Annotated in this window: 13 protein-coding genes; 6 read left to right on the top strand and 7 right to left on the bottom strand. The window is 43.3% G+C overall.

The genetic code is table 11. The annotated features are described in order from the left end of the window. Positions 1-37: 37 nt before the first annotated feature. The 7 genes from ACEYKX_RS01375 to fadR all read right to left on the bottom strand — a co-directional run bounded on the left by ACEYKX_RS01375 (position 38) and on the right by fadR (position 7,167). Positions 38-691, bottom strand: a complete 654-nt coding sequence (locus tag ACEYKX_RS01375) for a DNA alkylation repair protein (protein ID WP_373766951.1) — start codon at positions 689-691, stop codon at positions 38-40. A gap of 58 nt (positions 692-749) precedes the next feature. Continuing rightward, a complete protein-coding gene (gene murE, locus ACEYKX_RS01370; protein WP_373766950.1) occupies positions 750-2,240 on the bottom strand; it encodes a UDP-N-acetylmuramoyl-L-alanyl-D-glutamate--2,6-diaminopimelate ligase in 1,491 nt (496 codons plus the stop codon). Between the two features lie 51 nt (positions 2,241-2,291). After that, positions 2,292-4,337 carry a penicillin-binding transpeptidase domain-containing protein gene (locus ACEYKX_RS01365; RefSeq protein WP_373766949.1) on the bottom strand — a complete coding sequence of 682 codons (2,046 nt, stop codon included), beginning with the start codon at positions 4,335-4,337 and terminating at the stop codon, positions 2,292-2,294. 1 nt (position 4,338) lies between these two features. Beyond that, positions 4,339-4,653, bottom strand: coding sequence for a cell division protein FtsL (gene ftsL, locus ACEYKX_RS01360; RefSeq protein WP_373766971.1), 315 nt, complete (start codon positions 4,651-4,653; stop codon positions 4,339-4,341). Beyond that, on the bottom strand, positions 4,650-5,588 hold the full coding sequence (rsmH, locus tag ACEYKX_RS01355; protein ID WP_373766948.1) for a 16S rRNA (cytosine(1402)-N(4))-methyltransferase RsmH: 939 nt from the start codon (positions 5,586-5,588) through the stop codon (positions 4,650-4,652). Before rsmH ends, ftsL begins: the two co-directional genes overlap by 4 nt. 13 nt (positions 5,589-5,601) lie before the next feature. Beyond that, complete coding sequence (gene mraZ, locus ACEYKX_RS01350) at positions 5,602-6,060, bottom strand: division/cell wall cluster transcriptional repressor MraZ (protein ID WP_373766947.1); 459 nt, start codon at positions 6,058-6,060, stop codon at positions 5,602-5,604. A 384-nt stretch (positions 6,061-6,444) separates the two neighbouring features. Continuing rightward, a complete protein-coding gene (fadR, locus tag ACEYKX_RS01345; RefSeq protein WP_373766946.1) occupies positions 6,445-7,167 on the bottom strand; it encodes a fatty acid metabolism transcriptional regulator FadR in 723 nt (240 codons plus the stop codon). A 168-nt stretch (positions 7,168-7,335) separates the two neighbouring features. Here fadR and nhaB point away from each other — a divergent pair, with 168 nt between their 5' ends. The 6 genes from nhaB (at position 7,336) to fruK (ending at position 14,820) form a co-directional block, all read left to right on the top strand. After that, complete coding sequence (gene nhaB / locus ACEYKX_RS01340) at positions 7,336-8,877, top strand: sodium/proton antiporter NhaB (protein ID WP_373766945.1); 1,542 nt, start codon at positions 7,336-7,338, stop codon at positions 8,875-8,877. Positions 8,878-8,891: 14 nt separating this feature from the next. After that, positions 8,892-9,428 (top strand): disulfide bond formation protein DsbB, encoded by a 537-nt coding sequence (dsbB, locus tag ACEYKX_RS01335; RefSeq protein ID WP_373766944.1) that lies wholly within the window; start codon positions 8,892-8,894, stop codon positions 9,426-9,428. Between the two features lie 140 nt (positions 9,429-9,568). After that, positions 9,569-11,623, top strand: a complete 2,055-nt coding sequence (gene metG, locus ACEYKX_RS01330; RefSeq protein ID WP_373766943.1) for a methionine--tRNA ligase — start codon at positions 9,569-9,571, stop codon at positions 11,621-11,623. 93 nt (positions 11,624-11,716) lie between these two features. Beyond that, entirely contained in the window at positions 11,717-12,136 is a 420-nt protein-coding gene (gene ndk, locus ACEYKX_RS01325) for a nucleoside-diphosphate kinase (RefSeq protein ID WP_373766942.1), read from the top strand. A 167-nt stretch (positions 12,137-12,303) separates the two neighbouring features. Next, a complete protein-coding gene (gene fruB, locus ACEYKX_RS01320) occupies positions 12,304-13,860 on the top strand; it encodes a fused PTS fructose transporter subunit IIA/HPr protein (RefSeq protein ID WP_373766941.1) in 1,557 nt (518 codons plus the stop codon). Between the two features lie 15 nt (positions 13,861-13,875). Continuing rightward, on the top strand, positions 13,876-14,820 hold the full coding sequence (gene fruK / locus ACEYKX_RS01315; protein ID WP_373766940.1) for a 1-phosphofructokinase: 945 nt from the start codon (positions 13,876-13,878) through the stop codon (positions 14,818-14,820). Positions 14,821-14,859 lie beyond the last annotated feature (39 nt).

Here is a 14,859-nt window from a genome sequence, read left to right as displayed (position 1 = left end):
CTTTGCAAGCGGTCACATTTTTTCAATTTTTTGCAAGTTATAAATATTTACTCGCCTCACGAATAGCCAATCTAGACATTCTATGTTTGTATCTATCAATAAAGCCTCTTACCCAATCAGGATTAGTTTTAGAAAAATCTCTTAATGCCCACCCCATTGCTTTATTTATGAAAAACTCTGTTTGTTCTAAATTGTTAATCAAAATTTCTTCCAATAATGGAATATCTGTTTTTTCTTTACGCGATAACTGGTGATCAATTGCGATTCTTCTTAACCAAAAATTTTCCGATTTACTCCACTCTAATAAAATAGATTTCGTCGCTGGATAATTAAATGAAATCTCACCTATTGTTTGATCTAGACTATCTACACTATCCCACCAAGACTTGCATTCAATCAGTGAACATAGTTGAGGGATATCTTCAGGACATAATTTTTTCTTATTAAATCGTAAGTAATCGGCTGCAACATATTGCATTTCTCTATAATCAGCTTTCCAACAGTGTGCTATAAATTGCCAATCAATAGGCAATGACTTGGCTGCGTTAAAATGAGGTTTACAAATTCTATCTCTTAATGGCTTCTGAACACCTAAGAAAATAAACTTGTCTTTCATATATGCAGACATTTTTTTAGCTAACTCAACATTTTGATGTTGTTTTAATTCTTCAAAAATCAATTGAAAGTTCATTTTGCAAAAGCCTAAATAATTTACTAAGTAAGTGGAATTTCAGTTATAGATAAAATAATCACCCCAAAAACTTCTTCGCCCACTCTTGATCCGAAAAGTGATATTTCTTCGTGCCGATAATTTGGTAATCTTCGTGTCCTTTACCGGCAATCAAAATCACATCCTTTGGTTCGGCTTGGGCAATCGCTTGTTCAATCGCATATTGACGAATATGCATAGATTGCACCGCTTTTGGCTTGCGGAAACCTTTCATAATATCGTTAAAAATCACATCAGGATCTTCGGTGCGTGGGTTGTCATCCGTTACAATCACTCTGTCCGCTAGCTGTTCGGCAATGCGTGCCATTAACGGGCGTTTACCCGCATCACGGTCACCACCGCAACCAAAGACACACCATAATTCACCTTCGCAATGCAAACGAGCGGCATCTAAGGCTTTTTCTAAGGCATCAGGCGTATGAGCATAATCGACAATCACCATCGGGCTCTCTTCAGGGTTTTCTTCGCTAATTAAACATTCCATACGTCCACATACGCCGTTTAAGAGCGGTGCAGTTTCCACTAATTTTTGTAAATCGTAGCCCAGATCCAACAAACCGGCGAAAGCGATTAATAAGTTGCTGACATTAAATGCCCCGATTAAACGGCTTTTTATTTCGCCGTTGCCCCAGCTACTTTCAAATTCAATGGTCGCACCTTGTAGGGTAAATTGTACCGCTTTCGCTTTAACCCAACGGGTTTGTTGTGGTTGGAACTGGTTGTCGGTACTCACAGCAACAGCGTCAGGCAATTTTGCCAGCCATTCACGCCCGATCTCATCATCAGCGTTGATCACTTGTTGTTTTGATGAAAGCTCGCCAAATAAGCGGAATTTCGCTTGGGTGTACTCTTCCATTGTGTTGTGATAATCAAGGTGATCACGGCTTAAGTTAGTGAAAATCGCCAAGTCAAAGGATAAGGCTTCAGCTCGATATTGTGCTAAGCCGTGAGAAGACACTTCCATGGCACAGAAATCTGCACCTAATTCGACAAAGTTCGCCAGGTTACGTTGAATTTCAACGGCAGAACCGGTGGTGTTTACCGCTTCTTGTACTTGCCCGTATAGTCCGTTGCCGATTGTGCCCATCACCGCTGATTTACCGCCAAGCAAGTTTTGCCATTGCGCAAAAAGCTGTGCGGTAGTGGTTTTGCCGTTGGTACCTGTAATGCCGACAAGGGTTAATTTTTCTGACGGATTGCCATAAAATGCACCTGCAATCGCTGAAAGTTGTTTCGGTAAATTCGGCACTTCCAGTATACAAGCGGTCTCATTTGCAAAATTTTCTGCAAATGAGACCGCTTGTACATCGTCATCCGCTTCAGCTAAAACTAAAGAAGCACCTTGTTCAATCGCTTTTTCAATAAACTGACGACCGTCTACCTGATGCCCTTTTAATGCCACAAACAGATCACCTTGTCCGACTTGGCGACTATCTAGAGTCATTTGATTTAATGTGATTAAAGCTGTCCAACGTTCAAGTTCAGGAAAAAAAGGAAGTAAACGGTTCATTATATTGTCTCTCTGTTTAATTTCCCTGTGAAAACAGGGAGATAAAAAAATTTAATTCGTTGAATTCATCTTTATGGCTCTTACCGCACTTTTCGTATCTTCGGTGATATTATCAGGCTTCACGTTTCTGGCTTTTAAGGTATAGCCCATGATGCTTGAAAACAGCGGAGCAGATACCGCACCACCGTAGTAATTACCGGCTTTCGGTTCGTTAATCAGTACAACTAAGGCAAAACGGGGATCACTTGCCGGTGCAAGTCCTGCGGTGTAAGCAACGTATTTTTCGACATATTTGCCTTTTTCCAGTTTACGCGCCGTCCCGGTTTTAATCGCTACGCGGAAACCGTCAACCGCTGCTTTTGCTCCCCCCTCACCTTTATGTGCGACACTTTCCATCATCTGTACCACTTCTCGGGTAATTTTTTCCGGAAGCACCCGCTCACCGATAACCGGCGGATCGACCTTGGTAATGGAAAGCGGTCGATAAATACCAAAACTGCCTAATGTTGCATAAGCACGCGCAAGCTGTAGCGGGGTTACATTCAAGCCATAGCCGTATGCCATAGTAGCACGTTCAATATCAGCCCAACGCTTACGATCACCGTTGCTGCCACGCTGTTCACCTAAACCTAATCCGGTATCTTTACCAAAACCGACTTTGGAGTAAGTATCCACTAACGCTGTTGAAGGCATGCGTAATGCCAAGCGGCTTACGCCGATGTTACTTGATTTTTGCAAAATACCCGTCAAACTTAGGCTTTCGCGAGGTGCTACGTCTTTAATCGTATGTCCGTTGACTACAAACGGACGGGTATTAATCACTTCATCGGAATAAGTCACTTTATTTTGTAGCGCCGTTAACACCACTAAAGGTTTTACGGTAGAACCCGGTTCGAAAGTATCCGTGATGGCACGGTTACGCGCTAATTCGGATTTAAATTCGGAACGGTTATTCGGGTTAAATGACGGTGCATTCGCCATTGCCAGGACTTCACCGGTGTGAATATCGACTAACACTGCCGTACCTGATTCCGCTTTATTTTCAATCACCGCTTTTTTGATTTCACGGTACACCATGGATTGCAGCTCTTCGTCAATACTTAACATGACATCTTGCGGATCGTATTTTTTCTCATCCCGAACATGCTCAATCACATTGCCGCGAGCATCTTTACGGATAACCTGCTTACCGTTTTTGCCGACAAGTAATGAATCAAAACTGCGTTCTAATCCTTCCGTTCCTTGTTCATCATCCACATCGGTAAAGCCGACCAGCTGAGAAACTTCTTCGGCTAAAGGGTAAAAACGACGTGATTCGGTTTTTAGCACCAACCCGTCAATTTTTAGCGCCTTGGCATAATCGGCAATCGTCTCGGATTCATGGCGGGAAATATAAATAAACCGTTCTTCGGAAGCCTTGTACAGTTTATCCATTAAAGTGCTGTATTTCATACCCAACCCTTTAGCGAGCTCTTGCATTTTTTCCCGCTCAAGCTGGGCAATCATATTTTCAGATTGAATAAACGGCGAATTCGGATTATTGCGGACTTTATCGATCAATTCGTTATAATCCAACGAGGTAGAACGCGCCAATAACGTCCAGTAGTCATCACTTTTGGTATTGGAAATGGCACGAGGATCATATTTCTTTTCTGCGCTCTTTTTCTTATTTTTAATAAAATTATTGACGCTGGCCTCGATTTTACCTGCCGATCCTCCTATTTCCATCGCTAATTTACGCCATTGATCCTTGCTGCGACGTAATTTGGTATCGAAATATTCTTTCGGGTCGAGCGTAATCGAATACATTGGCACGCTGATAGACAAGACCCGACCGTTACGGTCTAAGATTTTACCACGGGTAAACGGAAGCTCTTTGGTTCGTAAAGATCGGTTATTCGCTTCCTTAATTAAGCGATCCGAATCGGAAACTTGTAAATAAAAACTTTGGCCGATAAGTGCAACGGCCATGATGGCAACCAATACGTAAACCATCCAAAAGCGCATAGGCAGAAAACTTGGCTCGCGTTTTAAACTTGCCGACTCCGGTATTTGCGCTTCTTTTTTAGGTTTAAATTTAACTGCTGGCTTTCTCATTTTATTCTACCAAGATAATTTCTTGCTCTCTTTTAACAGGTTGTAAACCGAATTTTTCCGCAATGGCTTCAATGCGGGATTTTTGGCTTTTTGAATTTTCTTCCAATTGTAAATGGATATATTGGCTTTCTAATTTTTGATGCATTTGAACCAATTTACCCTGCTCAGCCGTCAGCAAACGGGTTTGATGGGTAATCCAAATCGTCGCGATTGCACTGGCAACCACACCGATTAACAAAATCAACGCTACTTTATTGTGACTGGTTAAATCATCTAAAATCACTTGGCGTAACGGGTAACGTTCATTCGACATTATCTTTTCTCCGCTACTCTTAATACGGCACTACGCGAACGGGGATTCGCTTCAATCTCCGCATCCGTCGGCATAACGGCTTTGCCGACAAGATTTAACGGAATATTTTTATTCAATTCGCTTTCTAAAACCGGCAAACCTTTCGGCACGGATTCACCTCTACTTTGCTTTCTCATAAATTGCTTGACCATGCGATCCTCCAACGAATGAAAGCTGATGATCGACAAGCGCCCTTTCGGTGCAAGTACATTTAAAGCGGAATTTAACGCTTTTTCCAATTCATCCAATTCGCTATTGATGTAGATGCGAATCGCTTGAAACGAACGGGTTGCAGGATGTTTATGTTTATCTTTAAACGGCACGGCATCGGCAATGAGGTGAGCGAGTTGTAACGTCCGTGAAATTTTCTCATTTGCAAATTTATTGTAAGAAACAACCGCTTGTGCAATACGTTTGGCAAAACGCTCTTCGCCGAATTCTTTCAATACCCATGCTAAATCTTCCGCAGAAACAGTAGCAAGCCATTCCATAGCCGACTGACCTTTGGTGGTGTCCATTCGCATATCAAGCGGACCGTCACGCATGAAACTAAAGCCTCGCTCCGCGTCGTCGAGTTGCGGGGAAGACACACCTAAATCAAGTAGGATGCCGTCAATTTTGCCGACTAAACCAAGCGTTTCACAAATTTCGGAAATGGCAGAAAACGGACTGTGGATAATCTGAAAACGAGGGTCGGAGATCGTCTTTGCTTCCGCAATTGCCCGGGGGTCGCGATCAATCGCAATCAGCCGCCCTTGTTCACCCAATTGACTTAAAATAAGACGAGAATGCCCGCCGCGACCGAAGGTGCCGTCAATATAAATGCCGTTCGGCTTGATCGCTAAACCATTCACCGCTTCATGTAACAACACGGTGATATGTTCTTGGGTATCGTTCATCCTATTTATCCGATTATAAAGAAAGGTTTTTTAATGCATCGCAATGCAGCATTTCCGCCGAACTGCCTAGAGCGAGGTCTTCGGCAATTTGCGCCTGCCACTGTTTGTCTTGCCAAATCTCAAATTTATTTAATTGTCCGACTAACATGATATGTTGTTCCAATTCGGCATGCTGACGTAATGTCGGACTGAGTAAAATGCGCCCCGCCGAATCCATCTCACATTCTGTCGCGAATCCCTGCATAACACGCTGAATTCGGCGTTGCATCGGATCGAAATTAGACAGAGCCAATAACTTTTGCTCAACAATTTCCCATTCATGTAGAGGGTAAAGTAATAAGCAAGGTTGACGGATATCGACGGTACAGACTAATGCGCCATGATGTTTTTCAAGCAATTCGGTACGATAGCGCGTCGGAATAGCCAACCGCCCTTTACTGTCTAAATTGATTGAAGTTGCACCGCGAAACATGATTGCCCAACCTGAAAACAAACGTTTTAACTTTAGTATTGATGTTCAACTCCGGAAAAAGTTCTCCACAAAACACCACTTTTTACCACTTTTTGGCAAATTTTATCGATTTCACATTAAAGGGGCAAGCGGTTTTCAATAAATAAGTAAAATGAAAAATAAAGTGTTTGAAATCCGTCGAAGAGCTAAAAAGGAAAATAATTACGTTTTGAATGAAGAAAATTCGTGCTGCAGGCTTTTTAAGAAAAGGAGAAATAGGGAGAAAAAACACAAAAGAAGAAAATTTATTCATTGTAAAAAAACTATTCGGTAGGCAATCTCTCACCAACCGAATAGCTGTTATACAAAACCTAAATAACGATAAATGCTTAAAAAGACAGTAAATTACACACCAAAATCCGCCGGCAGGTTTTTAAGCATTTCAGACCAAATCGGTGTACTCATTTGGCGGCCTAACGCCATACATTTAATTGCGTTTTCTTCATCACCGGCTTCACATGCCGCTTTCAATCCCTGATAAAACGTTAGCGTTAATTGGCGGGATTTCGGATCGCTAAAAAACAGGTGGGCAATTTGAAAATACAGTTCTTTAAAACTGTTTAAAATTAATCCGTAAACAGGTTTATTGGCAATGAAAGTAAAACTGCGGTACAACGCATAATCAAACTCCGCATAATCTTTTGCGGTATCCGGTAAAGTATCGAGTGATTTGAACAGTTCGAGAGAAGCTTTAGAATTTAAACGAATGGCTTCGGGTATATAAGATTCACCCATTCTGGTGCGCAATGAAACAACATTGGCAATAATTATGGGCACCGTAGAAGCGTCTAATTTTATCAATGTGCCGATAATATTCGGTCCCGCCGTTTCCCAAACATTATTCACTCTTGTCGGCTTACCGTGTTGAATATTTAACCAACCGTCCCGGGCTAAACGCTGTAACACTTCACGCAATGTCGTTCGGGTTACTCCGATGATTTCTGCAAGCTCACGTTCTGCCGGCAAGTCTGATCCCGCTGGAAAATGGTTATTCCAAATACTTTTTACGATATATTCCTCTGCCAATGCAGCAGGGCTTTGTGCTTTTAAAATTTCAGACTTATCCATGGTAAGTATTCCCAATTAAAATTGGAGAAAAACTCCGTTGTAATAATAAAAATGTGACCTAGTTATCAAAAATGAAATTGTTATACCAAATAGCTAACAAACGGTATTATCCTTTAAACTAAACTATATTACAATCCGTATATTCTTATCTTATCTGAAAATATCCTTATGAGTAATGTTGACGCTTTTTTCAAAAATTTCCTAGGAAAAACGCCCGAATGGTACAAAATTTGTATTATTGCGTTTTTAGCGATTAACCCGTTGCTTTATTTCTTTATCAGTCCTTTTGTTGCCGGTTGGGCATTGGTTGCCGAATTTATTTTTACCCTAGCCATGGCACTAAAGTGTTATCCGCTGCAACCGGGCGGTTTATTGGCAATTGAAGCCGTGATCATCGGCATGACGAAAGCCAATCATATCAAGCAAGAAATTATGGCAAACTTTGAAGTTGTTTTGCTGCTGATGTTTATGGTTGCCGGCATCTATTTTATGAAACAATTGCTACTTTATGTCTTTACCAAATTAATTATTGCCATTCATTCTAAAAAAGCCTTATCTCTCGCCTTTTGTTTAAGTGCCGCATTTTTATCCGCCTTCTTAGATGCATTAACCGTGATTGCCGTGATCATCAGTGTCGGTATCGGTTTTTACGGCGTTTATCACAAAGTTGCCTCCGGTAACAATTTTGAAGACTCCACCGACATCACTAATGACGACAAAATCATCACCAATAAGCAAATTTTAGAGCAATTCCGTGGTTTCTTACGCAGTCTGTTAATGCATGCCGGTGTCGGAAGTGCGTTAGGCGGCGTGATGACCATGGTTGGCGAACCGCAAAACTTAATCATCGCAGCACAAGCCGAATGGGGATTCGGCGAATTTTTCCTCCGAGTAGCACCAGTTAGTCTGATCGTATTAGCCTGCGGCATTACTACCTGTTATCTTGTCGAAAAATACAAATTATTCGGATACGGCGACAGGCTGCCGCGTAAAGTATGGATCGTGCTTGCCCACTACAATATCCAAAAAGAACGAAAAATGACGAAACAAGACAGACTCAAACTTGCCGTTCAAGCCGTTGCCGGCGTATGGCTCATTATCGGTCTTGCGCTACATTTGGCTGAGGTAGGTTTAATCGGCTTAACGATCATCATCATCTGTACCGCATTTTGCGGTATTACCGACGAACATGCATTGGGGAAAGCCTTCCAAGATTCGCTACCGTTTACCGCACTATTGGTTGTTTTCTTCTCCGTTGTTGCCGTGATCGTCGATTTAAAACTGTTCGATCCGATCATTCAATTCGTGTTATCCGCCGAGAAAGAGTCCCAACTGACATTGTTCTATATTTTCAACGGATTGCTTTCTACCATATCGGATAACGTTTTTGTCGGCACCGTGTACATCAATGAAGCGAAAAATGCACTCACCTCAGGAACCATTACACGTGAACAATTTGACTTGATTGCTGTCGCAATCAATACCGGGACAAATCTTCCGTCTGTTGCAACGCCGAACGGTCAAGCCGCATTCTTGTTTCTACTGACATCATCGCTTGCACCGTTAGTCAAATTATCTTACGGCAGAATGGTTTACATGGCACTACCGTATACTATTGTACTTTCCGGCGTCGGCTTCCTTGCCGTGGAGTTTCTACTCCCACCGCTCACTAACCTCATGACGCAATGGGGTTGGTTAATTACCCGTTAAATTAAGGATCTTATATGCTTCGTTATCTTAAAGTGCTTTCCCTGACTCGAGGAGCTTGGCTGCTGCTGGTTGTCAGCTGCCTGATTTTAGAAGGGACAGCCCTTTATTTCCAACACGGCATGGGGCTCAATCCCTGCGTTATGTGTATTTATGAGCGCTTAGCACTTCTCGCCGTGTTAGTTGCCGGCTTAATTGCGTTGATTGCACCTAAATTTGCCGTATTCCGTTGGCTAGCCTTGCTTATCGGAATATTAGGCGCATTCAAAGGGTTACGTCTTGCCGTCAAACACGTTGACTATCAACTCAACTCGGCTCCGTGGAATCAATGTTCTCCATTTGTAGAATTTCCGAGTACGTTGCCCTTGAACGAATGGTTCCCGAATCTGTTCGAAGCGACAGGCAACTGTAACGAAATTACATGGCAAATGTGGGGATTAAGTATGCCGCAATGGCTCATCGGTATTTTCGCTGCCTATTTGGTTGTTTTGCTGTTAGTCGCACTCAGCCAATTCAAACGCATCCCTCACCAAGGGCGAGATCTCTTTCATTGATTCAGACAAGCGGTCGGATTTGCGTCATATTTTGCAAAATATTCCGTGAATCCGACCGCTTATTATTGCTTTTTCTACACAACTTTTCTGATTTCCGTTACAATCCCCCCGATTTATTGAATTAAAACAGCGAGAACAGCATGTCGAATCAACAACGTAAAATTTTAGTTACTTGTGCCCTGCCTTACGCGAACGGCGCAATTCACTTAGGGCATATGCTTGAACATATTCAAGCGGATATTTGGGTACGTTTTCAGCGTATGCGCGGCAACGAAATTCACTTCGTCTGTGCTGATGACGCTCACGGCACGCCGATTATGTTGAATGCGGATAAACTCGGCATTACCCCTGAACAGTTAATCGAAAAAGCCAAAGCCGATCACATTGCGGATTTTGCCGGTTTTAATATCAGTTTTGATAACTATCATTCCACCCACAGCGAAGAAAACCGTAAATACACTTCCGCCATCTATAAAAAATTAAAAGCGAACGGTTTTATCAAAAGCAAGGTGATCTCGCAGTTATTTGACCCTGAAAAAAATATGTTCTTACCTGATCGCTTTGTGAAAGGTACTTGCCCGAAATGTAAAGCGGAAGATCAGTACGGCGATAACTGTGAAGTCTGTGCTTCTACTTATAGCCCGATGGATTTAATCAATCCACGTTCGGTAGTATCAGGCTCTACCCCTGTGGTAAAAGAGTCGGAACACTTTTTCTTTGATTTACCAAGCTTTGAAGGAATGTTGAAAGCGTGGACACGTTCCGGCTCGCTTCAACCTGAAATTGCCAATAAAATGCAAGAGTGGTTTGAGAGCGGTTTACAGCAATGGGACATTAGCCGTGACGCGCCTTACTTTGGCTTTGAAATTCCGGATAGCGAAAACAAATTCTTCTATGTTTGGCTTGATGCCCCTATCGGCTATATGGCTTCGTTCAAAAATCTCTGTGACCGCACGGGCTTGAACTTTGATGATTTCTGGAAAAAAGAGAGTGATGCCGAGTTGTATCACTTTATCGGTAAAGACATTGTTTACTTCCACAGTCTGTTTTGGCCTGCGATGTTAGAAGGAAGCGAATACCGCAAACCGACAAACGTCTTTGCACACGGTTATGTGACGGTGGACGGACAAAAAATGTCAAAATCTCGTGGTACATTCATTCAAGCCAGCACTTATTTAAAACATATCGATCCTGAGTGTTTGCGTTATTACTATGCGGCGAAACTGAACGACCGCATTGAAGATCTCGATTTCAATTTAGAAGATTTCGTACAACGGGTAAACAGCGACATCGTCAATAAATTAGTCAATTTGGCTTCTCGTACCGCTGGTTTCATCACAAAACGTTTTGAAGGCAAACTCGCTTCAACATTAGAAAATCAAGCACTTTTTGATGAATTTGTTGCACAATCGGAACAGATCGCCACTTATTTTGAAACTCGTGAATACAACAAAGCGATCCGTGAAATTATGGCATTAACGGATAAAGCCAATAAATACATTGACGACAAAGCCCCGTGGGTGATTGCCAAAGAAGAAGGCAAAGACGCTGAATTACAAGCGGTCTGTTCAATGGGCTTAGAGCTATTCCGTGTATTAATGAGCTATCTCAAACCGGTATTACCAAAACTAGCGGAACGTGCCGAAGCCTTTTTACAAACGGAACTACGTTGGGACAATATCGGTTCACCACTGTTTGCCCACAACATTGCACCGTTTAAATCGCTCTTCTCTCGCTTAGAGAAAAAACAGATTGACGCTGTGATTGAAGAAACCAAAGCACTTTTCGCCGAAAGCGTAAAAGCAGAAACTGCAAAAAAAGGCAAAGAAGTGACCGCTTGTGAAACCAAAGTGGAACCGATTGCCCCTGAAATCACCATTGACGACTTTGCCAAACTCGATCTGCGTGTGGCAAAAGTATTGAAATGTGAAGCCGTGCCGAAATCGGATAAATTATTACGTTTTGAACTCGATTTAGGCGACCACACTCGCCAAGTCTTCTCCGGTATCAAAGCGGCGTACAATCAACCTGAAGAGCTTGAAGGCAGATTTGTGATTATGATTGCCAACCTTGCCCCACGCAAAATGTCGTTTGGTATGTCGGAAGGGATGATTTTATCTGCCGGTACAGGCGGGTCGGATCTCTATTTACTCTCCGCCGATAGCGGCGTGACGGCTGGTATGCAGGTGAAGTAGAAGTAAATGCATAAGGGTGGGGTTATATCCCACTTTGAATTTATCTTTTGGGCGAGGATAATCCTCTCCCTACAACTCTATAAGGATAAGCAAATGATTCAACAAACCCTTGCCATCATTAAACCCGATGCGACTAAGCGTCATCTTATCGGTGAAATTTTAAGTCACATGGAAAAAAACGGATTAAGTATAAAAGCGTTAAAAATGCTTCACTTAACCAAAGAGCAAGCCGAAGGCTTTTATGCCGAGCATCAAGGGAAAGCCTTTTTTGAACCGCTTATTGAATTTATGGTGTCGGCACCGATTGTCGTTGCAGTGCTGGAAGGCGAAAATGCCGTTGCCCATTACCGTGAATTGATGGGTGCCACCAATCCGGAACAACGTAAAGCCGGGACGATCCGCAAAATGTACGGCTTTGATACGACTAAAAACAGCGTTCACGGATCCGATTCCGAACTCTCCGCACAACGGGAAATCGCTTATTTTTTTACTCCAAATGAAATTGTAAGTTAACTGTTTTTTAAACATCCCTCCATTCTGATCCCTTTATTGTGAGCCAGATCACAAAAAGGGATTTTTTCTGTGATTAAATTTTATTTCGCTAGATCGATTTAGCCAAAAATAGAGTACAATCGAAGCAAATTATTTTATTTTTTAAATTAAATCCATAAGGAGTTTCAATGCTAAATTTATCAGCACAAAATATCCGCTTAAACGGCGCCGCCGGTAGCAAAGAAGAAGCCATTCATCTTGTTGCCAAAGAGTTAGTCGCCAATGGGAATGTTGCCGAAAACTACGAAGCAGGGATGCTTGCTCGTGAAACCCAAACGTCCACCTTCTTAGGCAACGGCATTGCAATTCCGCACGGTACATTAGAAACCCGAAACCTTGTCAAAAATACCGGCGTACAGGTTTACCAATTTCCGCAAGGGATTGAATGGGGCGAAGGCAACATTGCCTATGTCGTCATCGGTATTGCTGCAAAATCGGATGAACATTTAACCTTACTACGCCAATTAACCACAATACTCAGCGATGAGGCTGCGGCGGAAACCTTAGCAAAAACGCAAAATTTGGATGAATTTATCACCGTATTAAGCGGTAAACGTAACGAACCGCTGACATCTTCAGAACTTATCTCTTTAAATATCGACTCTTCCAGCTTAATTACGCTTTCAGCCATTAATGCCGCCAAACTTCAAGAAAAAGGCTATGTGAATCAAACCTTTGTCAGTGAAGTCATTTCAACACCTCCATTAGCCTTAGGCCACAATGTGTTTCTCGCCGACAGTGCGAAAGGCAACCAACTCAACGGTATTGCCGTTACCCGAGCGAAAGACGGAAAAACCTTACTGACCGTTGCCGCCATTGACGACAGCCTGCAAACGTATCTGACAAAACTACTCAAAATCGCTACCCGTCAACAACTGACCGTAGCACCTATCGAACAAATCTTAACCATTTTCGGACAAACCGCACCGAGTTCACCGACAACCCAAGCGACTGTAGAGGCAACACCAAGCGACTCGACAGGCGGAGCAAACCAAGTTATCGGCACCTTTACGTTACGTAACGAACACGGGCTGCATGCCCGCCCTGCTGCGGTATTGGTACAAACGTTAAAACCGTTCGGCGCCAAAGTCACCGTTGAGAACCTTGAGCGAGCAACCGCTCCGGTCAATGCAAAAAGCACCATGCGCGTTGTAGCGTTAGGTGCGACCAAAGGTCACCGTCTACGCTTTGTGGCGGAAGGTGACGATGCACAGCAAGCCATCGAAGCGCTTGGAAAAGCCTTTGCCGCAGGATTGGGAGAAGAACCGAGCTTCACCCCGACGGAAAAAGACAGTATTGAAGTCCGCGGCGTGGCAGGTATTGCCGCTACAGCCGTTGCCGCAGCTCAAGCGGTAAGTGAACAAGTACAAGCGGTCAGTTCCGCCGAAAATTCTGCAAATGCCGATAAAGGTGAACTTGAGGCGATCTTTATCGTAAAAAACGAACACGGTCTGCACGCTCGTCCTGCTGCGATACTGGTTAACGAAGTGAAAAAATACAACGCGACCATTCAAGTTCAAAATTTAGATCGTGAAGGCGCGCTCGTCAGTGCAAAAAGCTTAATGAAAGTCGTGGCATTAGGTGTGACAAAAGGTAACCGCTTACGCTTTGTCGCTACGGGCGAAGATGCCCAAAAAGCGCTTGACGGAATTGGTGCGGCAATTGAAGCCGGCTTAGGCGAATAATCAGTAGGTGAAGTTATGACTCAACAATTACGTATTGCAACCGTCACCCTCAACCCTGCTTTTGACTTGGTCGGGCGTTTAAAACGGATTGAAATCGGCGAAGTGAATACCGTCGAAACCCTCGGTCTTTACCCTGCCGGTAAAGGCATTAACGTGGCGAAAGTACTTGCCGACTTGGGGACGGATTTAGCCGTTACCGGTTTTTTAGGCGATGAAAACCAAGGGGATTTTTTACATGCGTTTGAAGTGAACGGATTGAAAGATCAGTTCTACCGCATTGCCGGTAAAACCCGTATCAACGTGAAAATTACCGAAACGGAAGCGGATGTAACCGATCTCAATTTCTTAGGATTTGAAATCCAAGCGGAAGATTGGCAAACATTTACCGCCCTTTCACAGCAATGGCACGAACAATTTGATTTGGTTGCCGTTTGCGGATCTTTACCGCGCGGTGTCTCACCAGAACAATTTGCCGATTGGCTGCAGTCCTTACACGATCAAGGTTTAAAAGTCGTGTTGGATACCAGTAATAAAGCGCTCACCGCCGGCTTAAAAGCCCATCCGTGGTTGGTGAAACCGAACCGCCGTGAATTGGAAGTCTGGGCAAACCGACCGCTTGAAACCTTAGAGGCGGTGATTGATGCAGCACAAGAGCTACGGTCACAAGGTATTGAAAACGTGATTATCTCAATGGGTGAAAAAGGCTCCGTTTGGATCAATAACGAAGGGGTACTTCAAGCCCAACCGCCACGTTGTGAAAATGTGGTAAGTACCGTAGGGGCTGGTGACTCAATGGTTGCAGGGCTGATCTACGGTTTCTCTCAAGGTTGGGATAAAGCGAAAACCCTTGCCTTTGCCAGTGCGACATCTGCCCTAGCGGTATCCCAAAGTAACGTGGGCGTGAGTGATAAAACGGCGTTGGAAGGGATTTTGGCGAGAGTAACGCTAACGAATTTATAACCTTTGAACATTCCCTTCCCCCGTTTACGGGGGAAGGTG

Origin of the sequence: Glaesserella sp. (genome assembly GCF_041817755.1) — a bacterium.
GTDB lineage: Bacteria > Pseudomonadota > Gammaproteobacteria > Enterobacterales > Pasteurellaceae > Glaesserella.
Note: the sequence above shows the minus strand (reverse complement) of the source record. Positions and strands in the feature narration are given on the sequence as shown.